Annotated in this window: 13 protein-coding genes; 5 read left to right on the top strand and 8 right to left on the bottom strand. The window is 47.0% G+C overall.

Going from position 1 to position 16740, the window contains the following annotated elements; genetic code table 11:
* Positions 1–406 precede the first annotated feature (406 nt).
* A complete protein-coding gene (locus JI741_RS01970) occupies positions 407–2845 on the top strand; it encodes an FtsX-like permease family protein (protein ID WP_202006924.1) in 2439 nt (812 codons plus the stop codon).
* Between the two features lie 235 nt (positions 2846–3080).
* On the opposite strand, the gene JI741_RS01965 is transcribed toward JI741_RS01970, so the two are convergent.
* The 6 genes from JI741_RS01965 to JI741_RS01940 all read right to left on the bottom strand — a co-directional run bounded on the left by JI741_RS01965 (position 3081) and on the right by JI741_RS01940 (position 8309).
* Positions 3081–3452: a DUF6567 family protein gene (locus JI741_RS01965; RefSeq protein WP_202006923.1), complete on the bottom strand. Its 372-nt coding sequence runs from the start codon at positions 3450–3452 to the stop codon at positions 3081–3083.
* A gap of 219 nt (positions 3453–3671) precedes the next feature.
* Positions 3672–4295: a hypothetical protein gene (locus JI741_RS01960; RefSeq protein WP_202006922.1), complete on the bottom strand. Its 624-nt coding sequence runs from the start codon at positions 4293–4295 to the stop codon at positions 3672–3674.
* A gap of 88 nt (positions 4296–4383) precedes the next feature.
* Positions 4384–4956, bottom strand: a complete 573-nt coding sequence (locus JI741_RS01955) for a Crp/Fnr family transcriptional regulator (RefSeq protein WP_202006921.1) — start codon at positions 4954–4956, stop codon at positions 4384–4386.
* A gap of 99 nt (positions 4957–5055) precedes the next feature.
* Positions 5056–6369 carry a hypothetical protein gene (locus tag JI741_RS01950; protein ID WP_202006920.1) on the bottom strand — a complete coding sequence of 438 codons (1314 nt, stop codon included), beginning with the start codon at positions 6367–6369 and terminating at the stop codon, positions 5056–5058.
* Entirely contained in the window at positions 6369–7979 is a 1611-nt protein-coding gene (locus JI741_RS01945; protein WP_202006919.1) for an FAD-binding protein, read from the bottom strand. Before JI741_RS01945 ends, JI741_RS01950 begins: the two co-directional genes overlap by 1 nt.
* A gap of 6 nt (positions 7980–7985) precedes the next feature.
* Complete coding sequence (locus JI741_RS01940) at positions 7986–8309, bottom strand: hypothetical protein (protein WP_202006918.1); 324 nt, start codon at positions 8307–8309, stop codon at positions 7986–7988.
* 617 nt (positions 8310–8926) lie between these two features.
* Between JI741_RS01940 and JI741_RS01935 the strand changes: the two genes are divergently transcribed.
* Together JI741_RS01935 and JI741_RS01930 are read left to right on the top strand one after the other, a co-directional pair.
* Complete coding sequence (locus JI741_RS01935) at positions 8927–9268, top strand: hypothetical protein (RefSeq protein ID WP_202006917.1); 342 nt, start codon at positions 8927–8929, stop codon at positions 9266–9268.
* 488 nt (positions 9269–9756) lie between these two features.
* Entirely contained in the window at positions 9757–10470 is a 714-nt protein-coding gene (locus JI741_RS01930) for a hypothetical protein (protein ID WP_202006916.1), read from the top strand.
* Positions 10471–10642: 172 nt separating this feature from the next.
* On the opposite strand, the gene JI741_RS01925 is transcribed toward JI741_RS01930, so the two are convergent.
* Together JI741_RS01925 and JI741_RS32410 are read right to left on the bottom strand one after the other, a co-directional pair.
* On the bottom strand, positions 10643–12763 hold the full coding sequence (locus tag JI741_RS01925; protein ID WP_202006915.1) for a peptidase domain-containing ABC transporter: 2121 nt from the start codon (positions 12761–12763) through the stop codon (positions 10643–10645).
* Between the two features lie 1024 nt (positions 12764–13787).
* Complete coding sequence (locus JI741_RS32410) at positions 13788–14042, bottom strand: hypothetical protein (protein ID WP_236675832.1); 255 nt, start codon at positions 14040–14042, stop codon at positions 13788–13790.
* Positions 14043–14641: 599 nt separating this feature from the next.
* On the opposite strand from JI741_RS32410, the gene JI741_RS01920 reads away from it, so the two are divergent.
* Positions 14642–16135: a hypothetical protein gene (locus tag JI741_RS01920; protein ID WP_202006914.1), complete on the top strand. Its 1494-nt coding sequence runs from the start codon at positions 14642–14644 to the stop codon at positions 16133–16135.
* Positions 16126–16578, top strand: coding sequence for a hypothetical protein (locus JI741_RS01915; RefSeq protein WP_202006913.1), 453 nt, complete (start codon positions 16126–16128; stop codon positions 16576–16578). The genes JI741_RS01920 and JI741_RS01915 overlap by 10 nt, the downstream gene beginning before the upstream one ends.
* Positions 16579–16740 lie beyond the last annotated feature (162 nt).

Raw genomic sequence — 16740 nt, 5'->3', positions numbered from 1 at the left:
ATCGGCACCAGATGTTCGGCGTGTGGCCATGACCAGACGCAACGGTCTAACGTGAGCGTTGAGCAGAAGTTTAGTCTTCGGTGCTATCGCCAGAAACAGCGTGCTGGTAAAGTGATTTTGTTTAATGTTGTCCTATGGATGGGCCGATGAAGAGCTTTTTATGTTAAACAAAAGATACAGAAAGACTTCTTCGCGCGCATTGTCATCGAGGGTTGCAGCAGATGACTTGTTTTTCTCCACACTGTGCTTGAGGATGGTTCGGATTAAATGTTTCTTTGATCGCTCTTGGACAGTTCCATGTCATTACCGGTCGCTTGGCCCGTGGCCCTATGTAAAATTGTCTGGTAATGCGTGTTTTTTAAAGGCACGAATGTTGTCTACGCAGCACTGTTAAACGCTTTACCTCATGCTCGTAAGCTATATACTCATTGCTTTCCGGAACCTTCAGAAAAACCCTGTGTTCACTTCCGTCAACGTCATTGGACTGTGCCTGGGCATGACTGCGTTTATACTGATCGCACAGTATGTCTCTTTCCAGTTCAGTTACAATTCCTTCCATACCCACGCGTCCGTTCTGCACAGACAGCTTCATGAAAAGGGCAATGGCGACCTGGAGATCTATAACGCACCAGCTCTTCCCGTGCTTGCTCAAAATCAAATCAGCGGAATTGATCGAGTTTGCCGAGTTGCGGAAGGGCAAAACTTAGGCACGGGTATTCTGGTCAATGAGATGGGTGAGAAGTCTTTGTCTTTTCGCGAAAACAAATTTGCCTATGTTGATGGCAATTTTTTTCAGGTTTTTACATTTCCGATACAGGCAGGCAATGGAAGTGCATTGAAGAGGCCCAATACGATGGCACTTTCCCAGACAGCTTCCCTGAAATATTTTGGAAGAAAGTCTCCCCTGGGAAAGGCACTGGTATTAAACAACCAGTTCGGCCAGACTTCCTATACGGTTGAGGCGGTGTATGAGGACATGCCGGAGAATTCGGATTTGAAATATGACATGGTCTTCTCCCTGGAAACCCTGGCCAATCCGGCAAACCTGAATGGCAATGAAGGCTGGGCCAGCCTGGATGGAACACAGAGCCAATGGATGCATTCCTATGTGATGCTAAAAGAAGGTGTCGATCAGAATTCCGTCGCTTTTCAGGCTACCTCACTGGAGCGTAAGGCTAATCCGGGTCAGAAAAGTGTTGTAAGGTTACAGCCCCTCGAAAGCCTTCACCTGGGAAGATTCCTCCATGAGACCTATCCGACGTTTGAAAGCATGCGCTATGTGTATATGCTGGCCGGTATTGGCATTCTGATCTTGATTATTGCGTGGTTTAATTACGTTAACCTTTCCACGGCCAGTGCACTTAAACGTGCAAAAGAGGTTGGCATTCGCAAAGTAGTCGGTGCCGGCAAGAGTCAACTCATCAAACAGTTTCTGGGAGAATCAGCGATGCTGAATGCGTCGGCTTTCATTTTGTCCATAGCGTTAGTGATGGCCTTACAACCGCCGTATAGGCAAATACTGCAGAAGGACATCTCGTTGAATATATTTCAGGCGGGGTATTTCTGGCCTGCGGCTGGCGTCATGCTTGCGCTGGGAACACTTGCATCGGGTGCCTACACGGCATTTGCCTTGTCTTCGTTCAACCCGGCACAGGTACTGAAGGGGACCTTCACCAAATCTGCAAAAGGTGTCTTTGTCCGGAAAACCCTGGTGGTGTTTCAGTTCTGTATTTCCATGATGCTCATCGCCACAACGATTCTGCTCTATCAGCAATGGCTTTATATGCAGAACAAGGATCTGGGAATGAACATCGACCAGCTTGTGGTTGTCCGTGGCGCGGAAGTGAAAAGAGACGAAACCTTTACAGAACGGAGCGAAAGTTTTGAGAACGAAGTTCGTCAGGCCAGTTTCATCGGGGATTTCTCCAGGTCCGGAAATGTCCCAACCGAGGGATTTAATTTTTCCACGGCTGAAATAAAAAGAGTCAACGTGTCCACGGAGGATGAAAGGACAAGCTATGATATTCTAAGCATCGACGAGAAGTTCCTGGCCACCTACGGCATTGAGGTTCTGGCCGGAGAAAACTTTACCACCGAAACCTGTAACCGATCCTGGAACCAAATGGATCGAATTATCATCAACGAACGTGCTTCCCAAACACTCGGGTTTTCTTCTCCCCGGGCAGCGGTGGGACAAAAAATTTCATGGGGCGAGCGGGAGTTCGAAATACAGGGAGTGATTCGAGACTACCATCACCTTTCCGTCCGACAGTCAATAAGTCCCATAGTGTATACGCCATCTCACGGTGGTGGCTACTATACGTTAAAAGTTCAGGGAAAGGACATAGCCAATCATTTGCGTGCGCTGGAGCATATGTTCATGAGGAATTTTCCAGGCAGTCCCTTTGAGTTCAGTTTCCTCAATGAAAAATTTGCAGCCGCCTATCGCGACGAGCAACAGTCCAGCGTTCTGTTTACCATCGCGTCCGGTCTGGCCATTCTCATCGGCTGCCTGGGACTGTTCGGACTGGCCATGTACAATGTGGAAGTTCGTAAAAAAGAGATCGGGATTCGCAAACTTCTTGGTTCTACCTCCGCGTCAATTGTGGGCTTGATTTCACGCGACTTTCTTCTTTTGCTGCTTGTCGCTTTTGTAGTAGCCGTGCCGTTGGCGTGGTATGCAGTGAGCGAGTGGCTGAAAGGATTTGCCTACCATATCGAAATTAGTTGGTGGATTTTTGCCCTTGCAGGTCTTTTCACCGCAGTGATTGCGCTGGCAACGGTTGGTGCGCAGGCGCTCAGAGGCGCGGTTAGTAACCCGGTGGATGGACTTCGCAGTGAATAGGACAATGACCTTTCCATCGGAAAACTTAAAATGTTTTCGTCGATATAACGACCTGCCGCTATTAAAATTCAGATTGCAATCTCATCAAAAAAAATATGGGGTAATCATTTCACCAATCCACATCGAACAGCGATAGCATTCCTTTTCAATACACTCCGTTAAATTAAACTCACACCCAAAAAACTTGCCCATTGGTGTTGTGGTGCACGTAGGGAAAGGTCCTGTTTCGTTGGATTTACCTCGTGAATTCAACTACCTGTGCACTAACGGTTATTGTCCTTCTTACAAAGAAAGGTGCAAAACCGCTGAAGTGTGCCTCTGTCGTCACGTTGATGATGGCTCGTGAACCATTCAGCAAGTTGGCTTTCTTCATCATCGTTGAATATGCATTTTCGTACAGCTGCTTTTTGTTTAGGCCTCCAATGGCAAAAACATAGGACACCTCTGAACTTCCGCTTATTTGATCAATTACCTTGAAGTTGTTCTCGCGTAAGTGTACCTCGGTGGCGTTTTGGTTGTGATTGGTTACAACGGCAGTGCCGACGCCACATGAGCTAAGAAACGCCGTGAGCGAAAATAGCACGGCGCAAATACTGATCTTTTTCATTGTATTAATTGTTTTTATTAAACAGGGGTTAAAACGTAAATTAAAATGCCGGCGTAACGTACTTTCAATTGTCGTGTCCTGCTGCAAAGCTTTCCAGCCAGGGACATAAAATGACCAGCGATGGAAGGCTCTATTGAAAGCGTATTCTTGAAGACGGGGATGAACTGTCAGGAACTAATTACGTGGCATTAAATCCGGTGCAATTTCTCGAGGGCGAGGTTAAAATTTGAATCCAAAATCAAGCCCGGGTTGAATAAAGTAGTTGGGCCATTGTTTTTCTACTGATCTGAAAGATTCAGGAACATTGGTTCTTACCGGCCAATAGCTACATCCGATAGCAGGTTCAAAAAAGAAGCGATTTTTAAGAAACGTGAAATGGTAACCCACATAGAAGTCCAGATAGAGCGTGTATCCATTTCCAATCTTCTTCTTATTCTCGTCGATATATTTTTCAAAAGCGTTCAATGCGTAAAGGGATGTATAGACTCCTTTCCACCAAAAATGCTGATACCCCAGGGTAGGCGCAAGTATGCGCGCATGGCCGGGATAGTTTAGGCCCGGTGCATCAAATGATGGTCCGAAGGGGATGCCTAATGGCCAGGAATAAATGGACCGTTTAAATCTAAAGGAAACGACATCTTTAGGTGTTATCCGATAGCCGATATTTAATTGTATATACTCTGGTGGGTTTTGGTCATCAGGAATTAAATTTCCCAGCACCAAGAGTGAACTCCCAATAAACCATTTTTTATAGGTGCTGTCTTGTTTGGTAGATTGCGCATGCACCTGTAGAATACTTGCCAACACGCAGGCAAGTCCAATCCGGAAAACTCTCTTTTGCATTTCTTTCTTTTATATGAAACGATACGCAAAAGTGTTATGGCGAGCTACAACAACTCGTTCACTTAAGTTAAGAAATAAGACTTACTTCTTATTTTTCAAGAATTCTTGCTCTTAGTCTGCTTAATGATTGAGGTTTGATGCCCAGAAAGCTCGCTAATTGGTACTGCGGAACACGGTGAAGGAGGTCAGGTCTTTTTTGTAGCAGATTCAGATATCGTTGTTCAGGTGAGGAAGTCTTGAACTCGTCAAAGTCTAGTTGTTGTTTCGCTAACAATTCCTCTGACAACATTCTGCACATGATTTCAAACTTTGGAAACTTGCTGTTTACCTCTGCTTCCATATCAGAATTTGAAACCGTAAGAATGCTGTCTTCAACACAACTAATGAAATATTCGGAAGGAGCTTTATGGATAACACAATGGGGTGTTAACACGTCCATTTCTGTGTAGAAAGCAGTAGTTTTTTCTTCTCCGTCTATGATGTAGTAAATCCGGATACAGCCTTTTAGAACGAAGTAGCTATCTTTTGATCGCTGTCCTTTTTCGAGCAAAGTCGTGCCCTTTTTTACGGAGCGAAAAAGGTCTAAGGAAAGTAATACCTTCTTCTCCTCCTCTGTCAGAGAAATATATTTTGCGATAAAGTCAAATAGTGTGTTTTCCATTGTCTCATTTGGCAACTTCAGTGGCTGGCTTTCAAAAGCGTCTGTCCACTCTGGCCGAACGTAAAAGCCAAGATAAAGTTTTACGTACAGCCCACTTCCCTAAAACATCACCTTACTCACCGGCACACCAACGGAAACACCAACCATCAATTTGGTCGAGCGCGGCGCATCGGGCAACACCTTGTCGGCTACGTCATAGTAGTTCAAACGGAATTCAAAATTTATTGCCGGCGAACCGCGTTTGTCGATCAGCACAACGGGTATGCCCAAGCGAACGGTGAGCGCGTTGTAGGTAAAGAAGTTCTGAAAGGCTGCGAGCGATATGCCCACGTGCGAGTCGACGGGGAAGTAGATGCACTGAAGGCTCGCGACCGGCGTAACATAGCGCTGAAAAGTGCCGATGTAGGCCGCGCCCTTCTGCGATGCCAGCGCCGTGGTGTCTTTGCCGCCATGCGCCGTGTAGTCGCCATAGGTGGTGTAGAGCAATCCGTTGCTCGTAAACGTGTTGTTGAGATAGGCCGACAAGCCAACCGTAACAAACCATCTGCCGCGCGGAGTTTCTCTGAAGCGTGTGTGGCTCAGCACCATCGACAGCGGGTAGCTGTGTTGCCGGGCGAATGATGCGGAGTAGTTTTCTGCTACGGTGTAGGCTTGGCGCATCAACGGTATGCCGAGACTTAGGCTCGTCCAGTGTGTTGTGAGCTGATGATAATAGTTGGTGTTCAGCAACGCCTGCGCTTGGCCGTCGGCAAAATCTTGGTTGCTGTTGTAGTCCAGGTTGTCGTAGAAGGTCTTGCGCAAGGCGTTCTTCACTGAATCGGATGCCACCGTGCTTAGTTGTTCTTCAAACTCGTGCGCCGCTTGGCGGTAGTGTGCCTCAACAGTTTGAAGCACCGCTGCGCGTGAGGCATCCATCAACTGCCGCTGCGACGCGGTGGCCGGACTGCAACCTCCCGTCACGGTTGTTTTGCCCAGCCAGGTTTGTTTTAGTGTTGCTGCCAGGTTGCCCGACATGGCGTGCAGCAGTTGGTCTGGCAAAGCACTGCGGACAACGGCCGAAATGCCCGCTACAAAAAACGAACGCACAAGGCGGTCGCTCTTTTGGGGTTGATAGAAGCTGTGGCCAAGGGCAATCTCGTTCGTGTTGGTTTGAAACGTGACATAGTTTTTTCGAAGCGAGAAATCAGTGAGGCCGGTAAGGTAGGTTGCTGTTTTTTCATACAGCAACATATTCACCGCGCGGTTTGTCAGCACCGGGCCATAGTTCTGGTTGCAGGGAACGCGTGCCACTGAATCGCTGACGGTGTGAAGCTTTCCCATAATCAAATCGATCTGTTGGGCGTGGAGGGCAGACACGCAGAGGCTGCCCATCATCAAACCGAGCGCTGTGGGTTTCAGCTTCTTCAAAACCATCAGACTGGAATTTCCGACGTCGCGATCAACTCCACGGGGGCACCCACACGAAAATCAGACAGGGACACGGTGTTGAGAAAATCGTTGGTAAACAAGTCGGCCATTTGTTTGGTGAGCAGGGCGCTGCGCATGTTTTTCCATTGGTCGTCGGCGTTGCCATACATGTAGTCTACCAATCCGGGAAATCCCCACGCGGCATTCTTGCCCCAGTGTTGGGCAAAGGGAATGCCGGCGGCCTTCAATGCCTCAATGCATTTTATGAGATATTCTTCGAGGCTGATGATGTTTCGGTTGCCCGTCCAAAGCACGCCGTCCACTTCAAGCACGCACGTGTGTGGAAATCGCGTGAAGCCGAGTGTGGCTGTTGACTGGCTCACAAACCGCATGGAAAGAATGCCGGGTATGGGGCCGAAGTCGCGGATCACTTTGGTGAGCACGGCGAGTGCTTTTTCTGAATCGGCAATGTCAATCGCGAAGGCACTGCCAAAGGCGGCACCCTGCGGGCTCGTGTCCCAAAACATTTCGCCCAGCGTGCCCAGCACATCGGTGTCTACCGGGGGAAAAACTTCGCTCTTTAGCCCCGCCACCAGCAACGGAATGGATCGCTTGAACTTGGCGGCAAGCCAGGCAATGAAACTCGGCAGGTCTTTGTAGATAGACGATTGAATTTCGGGTATGGGGTTGGGATAGTTGGCCACATAGGGTTTCTTGAACATGATCTCCGTCACAAAATCGTCGTTGGGCCTGTAGGGGTTGATGTATAGTTTGTAGTGATAGGGTCTTTCGCCGCTACCGTCGGCTGCGGTTTCGCCGGGGATCTTGAAGGGAGAATCTTTAAAGTTCAATGTCTTGGCCAGCTCAAGCGCATCGTGGGGATTGATGTTGCGCACATAGCGCTTCAGCAAAAAAATGTCTTCCACTTCCATCACCACCCCGTGAATGACACCGAAGCCCCCGAGGCTAACCAACGCGGCGTTGAACAAATCGTCGTTTCGGATAACGCGCGATTGAATGGAGGCCGCAAACCCATCGCTCAAAGCCGGCACACTGGCCCGCTCAATATAAACACGATCGTTTGCCGAGGGGCCAATGATGAGACTCAACCCTACCACGCCATCCTGAATGGACCCCACATCAATGGCAGAGCCGTGCACGCCGGTGGAGATGGCGCCGGCAATGGTCTGGCCGTTGCTGGCGCCGCACGTCTTCAGCGATTTGCCGCGCTGGCGCAGTGCGTTGTGAATTTGTTTCACCACGGCGCCGCATTCCAGAAAGATAAGGTTCTGGTGGTTGTGGGTGGAGGCTGCGTGCACGTGCTCGGCGGCAACATCAATCACCAGGTTGAGCCGCGAATTGTAGAGCATGCGGTCGGGCTGGTAGGCAATGTTGTTCAGCGACCACGACGAACCATAGGCCCGAAAGCGCTGGTTGTTGTCGATGCTGTCCTGGAGCAGCCGCTGAATTTCCTGTGCCCCGTCGTTGTAGCGGTCTATCGGGTTGGCAATGCTCTTGTCGGGAGCAATGTCTTGCATGAGCTTTAGCGGATAGGGACCACCATTAAAATGAAAGTTGGTCCAATCGAAGCGGGGATGATTTTTTGTTGTTGCCATAGGGGTTCACTCTTCGCAGATGTATTTCACTTTCATGATTTTTTTCTTTCGGAACGTATTGGCCATCAACATGCCAAACGTCACGCGCATTTCAACCATATAAAAACCCTTGTCGCCGCAGGGCTTCACCAGCCAGGCGTTGTCTTTGAACAAACCAAGTTTTGTGGCCGTGTCGACCGACACCACCATGTGGCCAAACGTGGCCTGGTCCTGGTTGGTCGGATCTTTTTCGGGAAGACAATCTCTACAGCGGATTTTTACAGAATAGCAGGCCGCCAGCAGAACCACCAGGATTCCCGCCAGCAACAACCGGGAGGCGATCGATTTCATATGAGGAATTCTTTTTTAAAATTTCGCGTGCATTGCTCTTCGTCACCGGGCCACGATCTCTTCGGTTGCCATGCTGGATTTTGATCACCACGTTTTGTTGCCTGTGATGCCAGCAACATTCAATTTCAATTCGCCCACAACGATCACACCGCTCCAAAAGCAACCGGGCCAGGATATAGGGATCTACTCAAAAACCCTATACAGACCATTTGTCTTACTAAATTTTGCGTTTACTAATAAAGAAGTCAATACCTATGTTCGGGTATTTTATGATCACGCCGAAGCACCACACCACAGCAAGATCTCTTGTTTCTGATAGCGATGCCCAAGCACATCTCATCACCCCGCCAATCGCCGGGTTCCACCCGGCGATTGAAACCACCACCATATTTCAATTGCGCCACGCACGCATTTCCCCGACGCACGCAAGTTCATGGCGCACCGGTGCATCACCCGATGCAACGTGCACTTCGGGTGCCAACGTAATTTTGTGGATCGAGGTGTTTTGTGCTGTGGCACCAAAAGCGTGGGGCAACGTTTATAAATCGCCGGGAGGGATCCCGGTGATTTGGCGGTGTTCTGATCAACACTTCCGCAAATCAGATGTTTGCACGCTTATGGCAGGTCCCAAACTTTACGCACCAGACGTTTGCACTGTCACGGTAGTGCTCATGCAGCACACACCAGACGTTTACACTGTCACGGTAGTGCTCATGCAGCACACACCAGACGTTTACACTGTCACGGTAGTGCTCATGCAACACACACCAGACGTTTGCACTGTCACGGTAGTGCCCATGCAGCACACACCAGACGTTTACACTGTCACGGTAGTGCTCATGCAACACACACCAGACGTTTGCACTGTCACGGTAGTGCTCATGCAGCACACACCAGACGTTTGCACTGTCACGGTAGTGCTCATGCAACACACACCAGACGTTTGCACTGATGTGTAAGGCCTCAATACTACCACGGTAAGCCTCAGCACTGATGTATATGGCCTGTGCACTGGCACGGTAAGGCTCAATATTACTGCGGTAGTCCTCAACACCGGCACACTAGTGCCCAACCTCGTTGCACAAACGCCCGGACCGGCCATGCATTGGCACAAACTTTTCGTGCCAGCCAACGATATTTCGTTGGGCCGACGAAATATCGTTGGCTGATGGTCTTCACAACCACGCCTTGCACCCCCGGAGCCGGGGAGGTTGGAGCGGGGTGAGGGGGTGTTGAAAAACTTTTTTTCGTGTAAGAATTTCTTCGATCAGTTTTCTGGAATCGGCATTTCGGTGGCCGAATGTTGAAAAATGCATGTACAGATTTCGACGCGTTTTTTTTGACGTGCTGCAAGTTGGCGCGCCGGTTGTAAAGGGGGCTGGCAAGCGTGCCGTGCACGGAACGCGAGTTCAGATTTTCTAAAAAACATTTTTCAAAAACAGTATTTATGAATGCAAGTTCTTCCATGTCTTTCGCAGCCAGGCTGCAAAAAGCAATCGATGTTCTCACACTTTTGTTGGGCTTCAGCGGGTTCAATCCACCCGCGGGGTTTGCCCTCGACAAGTTCAAGGAACTGCTCGATAAGGTCACTATTGTTAACAATGAAGCGTTGGCCAAAGAGCAGGCCTATCGCAAGGCGGTGGCCGTTCGCGCGGCCATGTTCCGCACCGACAGCGAATCGGTGCTCATGAAGGTTACTAGAATCAGCAATGCCGTGGTGGCCGCCTACGGGCGCAATTCTCATCCGCACAACATGATGCGCGACCTGGCGCGGCGGCTGCGTGTGATCCGCGTAGTGTCCAAACCGGCCGACCCCGCCAGCACCACCAACACCGAAGAAAAGCGCGTCACCATTTCAGACAGCGGCTATGGTGCCATGCTGGGCCAGTATCGCAACATTGTGGAGGCCATCAAAACATTTCCCGACTGGGAAACCAACATGCCCGACTTCAAATTTGCCGACCTCGACAAAGCCGTGGCCGACGCCCAAAAAGCAAACAACGATGTGATGGACGCCTACGGTGCCCGCTCGGCCGTTTTCAAACAACGCCACGATCTCTATGTTCAACAACGCATCTTCGTGCAACGCCTCAAAGGCTACGTGAAAAGCCGCTATGGATCAAGCCGCGAATTCGACCTGGTGAAATCGGTGCGCCTCTAGCCACGCAAAAAAAACCAGCAGACACGAGTGCACATCGTGGCCTGCTGGTTTTTTTTAGTTTGGTAGGGTGATGCGTTTCGCTTCACAAAAGTCTCCACCCTGGAGACTTTTTGTTTTTTATAACGGTGAGTAAACATATTTCAATACACCGCCAGATGTTATAAATCCGAATCTACAAACGGATTAGAATGCCGGCCTGAAGCTTGAAAATTTTGTCGGTTTTTAAGTTATGGCCACGATGTGTTATAAATATTACAGCTAGCCGATGCCTAAGTTTTTCAAGGATTTTGAATACGAACTTTTCTGTTTCAGAATCAAGATGAGCTGTTGTCTCGTCTAATACAATCAGGCTGGGGTTAAAACATAAGGCCCTGGCTAGGCCGATCATTTGTCTTTGCCCCCCGGAGGGTGAAATCCCACCCTCTCCAAGTTGCGTTTGATACCCATTGACGAAAGGGATAAAATAGTCATGAAATCCCAGGTTAAGTAAGATGTCTAATGCCTTGTCGATATCAGCCTTATCATGACTTAAGCAAATATTGTATAACAGGCTTCCTTCGAAAATGTGAACATACTGAGGGACCACAGCAATGAGCTCCCGCCAGCGACATATATTTAGGTTTTCGATTGGGACGGAATCGTTAAGTATCATTCTGCCTGATGATGGAGTGTAAAATTTCAAAAGAATCTGAGAAATTAGACTCTTGCCGGTTCCACTTTGCCCGATAATGGAAATTAGTTCTCCTCGTTTAATCTCAAAGGTGATGTCGTGTAGAATGTTTTTTTGTTCTTCAAATCCAATTGAGATGTTGGAGACGGTTAGTTTTTTGAAAACAATTTCGTCGGTGATCTGTACATAGGGGTAAAGTTGTTGCTCTGGACTGATGTGTGCATATTCGTAGATTCTGTCGAAAGCAATTCTGGCCTCATTAATAGGAATACTTAGCAGTGCCAGGTTTGCCACTGAACTCAATAAAGAGGAAAGGGACCCGATTACCGCTGTCATCTCTCCGATCTTCATTTCTTTTGAGAAGATGCTCTGAATTGTAAGCGTTAGCACTATTGCTGTTATAAAAATAGTAGTAATTCCAATTGTCAATGATAGCTTATTTTGGAGCATTAGGTATGAGAAAACATTCTTCTGGTATTGGCCAAATAAGGAAGTGTTTGTGTCTTCGAATAATTGTTGTTTGTTGAATGATTTTATTGATGCAATTCCTTGAATTGTGTTTATGTAGTTGCTTTCTGAGATGGCGCGTGAGGACATTAGACTCTCTTGTGTCGTGATTAAATGCCTGTTTGCATTCTTTATTATTATGAAATAGACGGGAATGACTGTTGCGCATATCGTTCCTATAAAGGTGTTGTAATAGATGATAAGGACAATGGACGAAAGAACAACAAGAGTGTCTATTAGCAGATTTCCGAACAATAAAATAAACGTGTTTTTGATAATGCCTACGTCATTGATTCTTGCAATCAAGTCCCCAGTTTTTCTTCGATCAAAGAAGGACTTTGGTAAATGGAGGAATTTTTTGAAAAAAAAGGAATTAAGCTTTTTTTCGAGATCTAGGTTTTGTCTAATAAGAAATGTCTGTCGGATGTATTGAAACGCGGCCTTCATAATAAGTAGGAGTGAAACTAGACAGACCGACATGGTAGCCACTCGCAATTTGCCAGATGGAATAATAACGTCTACCAATTGCTGGGAGAAAGTGGACATTAAAATGCTTAAAGCCGAAATCACCAACCCAAGAATGGTGCAGCTTAGTAGGATAGATACGTTGTCCTGAATTAACACCCAAATCCATGCTTTTTTTCTGCGGTAGTCTGCCTTGTTTTGAATAAAACCTTTACTTTTTTCGATGATTAAGCAATATCCAGATTTCCATTTTTCGGCGAGTTCGTTCTTGCTCCAGAATCTAATGCCATCTTTGGGGTCGCTTATTATATATTTTCCATGGAGATTACCATAGCACACAACGTAGTGATCAAAGCCTTGAGAGATGATATGGAGGATAAATTGCTTTTCTATAGATTCAATTGACTGGGCGTCTGCTTCAAATCCCTCGGCAGTCATCCCCAATGCGATGGCTGCAACCTTCATTCCTAGCATGGAAGTTCCATTGTCAGTGTTTCTGCATAATGTTCTAATGGACTCCAGATTTGAGTTTCCCCCGTAAAACCTTATTAGGGCCAGAAGACAAGCAGGGCCGCAATCTTTCGAGTCATTTTGGTAGACATGAGCTCGTTTGATTTTTCTTAGAAAGAAGTGCGAAGTAAAGTTCTTCATAGATGGTGAGAAGATCTATTCGTCGATGTGTTGTAGGTAACTTTTTTCAAAGTTGTAAGTTCTTTGCCATTTAGCTACTAGAGAAAGGTAATTGTGAAATAGATGGTTAGTGTTAGCCAGAAAATAAGTACGGTTAGATATGGAACTAAAACTATCTTGAAGGCATCGCAAAGACTAATGCAAAACTCTCTTTTTATTCCGACAGAAAGGCAAATGAGATAGAGTAGCTCAAATATGTTAATTGTTTGCAATGGGTACGCCAGCCAGGGTTCAATGGTATGCATATTAAAGAAAAAGGTCATTGAAAATGGACTGAATGTTAAAATGTCGATATGATCGAATTCTTTTAAAATGAAATTGAACCAAAATAATTTTAGGAACAAGGGCATAATAAATATGAATTCTGAATTGAGGACTATTGAGAATATTCTTCGATACTCCAAGCGATTGAAGTGGTACATATGGCCAAGGCTTAATGAATACGCTATGGTAGAGACTTTTAATAAGATTAGGATTGGAAAGATTGAGTATCCAAGCCAGCGCCAGACTTTTGAGTTTGACATAATTAAACGAACTTCTTCCGCTGAGAAGTTTTGTGCAAAGGGTTCAGCTAGCAAATTGTCCGTAAACACCGTGGTGTTTATTAAATGGATCAAGAGTAGCTGTATCGCACAGAGCAATGAGTAGATTAGTACCCCGCGTATCAAAGACTTTGTTTTATTCTGGTGCAATGGATATGTAGATAATAAGAAGAATGATAATCAAGATGATGCTAATAGTGACGTGTTTCGCCGTCACGTTTTGATCCTTTGATTTTGATTCTTTAAAATTTTGATATCCAACGTAAGATCCTACGACAATGAGTGGAATGTAGAACACAAGATCATAAACCTTCAAAAGGCTCAACACAAATCCGCTTACGATAACGGATACTGTGAGTAATTGATTTATTAGTTTTCTATTCATGAGTTTAATGTTTAATTCAGGGCGAAACAAATTTGTTTCGCCCTGAATAGTTTTGAGTTTAGAGGTCGCCGGGAGAAATTTGCCGGGTTGGCGCTTGGTAGGAGGCGTCCTGATAGCAGCCAATGGCTTGTTGTCTACAATACTCCATTCCGGAAGCAGCGATAGCTACACCGAAATATGCTCCCCATCCTGCTGTCAATGCAGCAACGGCGGCTCCTGTAACTGCGGCTCCAACAATGCATGCATTGTATGACCCGGAGCAATTTCCGCCGCCATTAACGGCTTTCATCGTTTGATCACTTAGTCTTTTCATATGACACTTGGTTAAGATGTTTCAAACGAATTTAGGAGATCTTTTTAGTCTAAAAAGTCAGATGAGTTTAAGGAATCGGACGCTTGGTATAGGTGTGGTGTTTTTTCAATAAAGCGATTGTAGTTTGACCTTATTCGTTTATAATTTTTTTTTATAGTGCTCCGTAAAATCGCCGAGTTCTACCCGGCGATTAAAAATGCACGCCTAAATTAGTTGCGCTACGCACGCATTTCCCCGACGCACTCACGTTCATGGCGCACCGTCGCATCATCCGATGCAACGTGCACGTCGGGTGCCAATGTAATTTGCAGATCGAAGTGGTCTGTGCTGTGGCAGCAAAGACGTCAAGCGGCGATTTGGCGGTGTTCTGCGATCGCGTGATGTATGATTTTTTGTTTTAGTTATCTCAACAGAACCTTTTCAAGAAACTCCCTTACGCTTCCCGACATGACACCAACGCTTTCCAGCTGAAAATGAAAACATCGGTGTTGAAGGCCATGTACGATTCATAATCTCATTGCAGGGATATTTATTTTACACTGCAAAGCCGTTGCAGTGTGCGCACCTAAGCTTGTGGAACAATCCTAAACCACAAGCCCATGAATCGAATTGCTAATGGCGTGGCCATCCTGTTTGTGATGGCGTTCGCCTTTTCGTGCGAGGATCAATCGCCTGCTCCCGTTCTTCCCGCCAACGGTGTCAGCTACACGCACGTGGCACCGCAAAAAGATGCTAACCTGCTTTCGCTGCTCAAACTCTACGAACTTGCCACCGCCACCAGTAGAACCGAAGGCAATGTGTTCGATTCCCTTGCCATGGACGATGCCGTGAAGGTGATCAACCCCGAACGCGACATAACCCGCTATTCGCTACTGCTCCACGACATTGACAATGGTTTCGAAAACCTCGTGGTCCGCGAAAACGACAGCACCGTCTATTCCTACATCCTGCGCTACGAACCTGACCCGGACTGGCTGGCCTCACTCAACGGCGTGTTCGACAGTCGCACCTTCACAGGCACACTCGTTATGATGGAGATTGACCGCCGCGAAAACATGCGCGTTGTCTTCGACCACGGCGCCGGCGTGAAGTATATCGCCCCAAAGTCCACCACAGGGCGCGACGATTGCGATGACGCCAAGCCGGGCCTGATTGTTAAACCGAACGCGCCAGGCAAAGGGCCCATCAAGGGTGGTGGCTCGACAAGCACCGGCGGAGGTGGCGGAGGTGGAGCTGGTGGCGGCGGAGGAGGTGGCGGCTCCAATTGTCACTGGAGCACATATTCTGCCACGGGCGGGTTGATCATTGACTGCCCCGGCATACCGCTGCTATTTTTCTTACGCACGGCATGCGATGGCGGCGGTGCGACGGATTCTAATCCCAATGATTCTGAAGATCCGATTGGAGTGTTGCCGCCCGCGACGTTAATGTCTATACGCATTAAGTTGGACACGAGTGTCTTGAATAATCCAAAGGCGTTGTGTATCTATAATGCGCTGTCGGGGCAAAAGTTGTTTAGAGATTTGCTTAAGGATTTCACCAGTGATATTAGTCCGTTCAATCTGACCTTTAAACTTGGCAACCTAAAACCACGCTTTGGACAAACTGAACCCTCTGCAAACTATATGAATATGGTCACTACGATTGATCGCCACTATATTAATGTCAACGGTTCACTGTTGGTGGCAAAGACATTTCTCCATGAATCCATTCATGCCAGACTCTATAGTGAATTGAGTAAGGTAGAAGGATATGAAAGCGTTGACCCAAATGATTTTCCCAAACTGTTCGATGCTTATTCTATTGTGAAGATGCCCGCTTCCCAAGGAACGAAACTGCCAAATCCAACAAATTATGTCCAGCATCAGATTATGGCAAAGAAGTATGTTGATGTAATGGCGAAGGCTTTGTGGGAATTTGATGTCAATAATCATGATAATTCCCTCATTACTATGGATAATTATCGTGCGCTGGCATGGCAAGGACTTCGAGGTACGCAAGCGTATCATGATTTAACGGCAGACCAGCGCGCCAAAATGGATGCTGACGCTCAATTTATTAATCTGCTTTCAACGAATACTGTATGCCAATAAGAATGCTTTTTCTTTTGCTATTATTTGGGTTGGGGCCGGTAGTTTGCACTGCTCAGCTTTCGCGCACAGATACTGTTCTGTTTCTTCATTTTGACGCCGCCAAGTATTATAAAGTGCCCCTGTATATCAGAGTCGCCAAGGGTGAAAAACCTAAACTAAGAATCACGTATTCCTATGGAAGCATTTACTTTCTATACGACGGTCTGCCTCTTGAATTTGGTACAGAGCTTGGCCCAAAGCCGGATACGGTAAAAGCAAGGAAGCTGAGAAATGTCAAGATCGCGACTCATGAACAGCTGGCGGACTTCATTGAGGCAAATTATCCCATGAATCAAACCAGCAAATATTTCCTTCAACTCAAAAGCATCTATTTGGTTGAGCCCACAAAAAAGAAAGGATATGTGACCGTGACGAAAGTGGAACTTAACATAGACATAGAATAGTAATGTGCAAAATTGCTTCGTAAAATCGCCGGGTGGAACCCGGCGATTTGGCGGTGTCTTCTGTTGCCATGCAAGTAGTGACGCAATGAGCGTTTGTTGTTTTGTTTTTTCGCGTCATGCCAAGCACATCGCATCACCCATGAAATCGCAGGGGTTCACTTG

Origin of the sequence: Chryseolinea lacunae (assembly GCF_016735595.1) — a bacterium.
Taxonomy (GTDB): Bacteria; Bacteroidota; Bacteroidia; order Cytophagales; family Cyclobacteriaceae; genus Chryseolinea; species Chryseolinea lacunae.
Note: the sequence above shows the minus strand (reverse complement) of the source record. Positions and strands in the feature narration are given on the sequence as shown.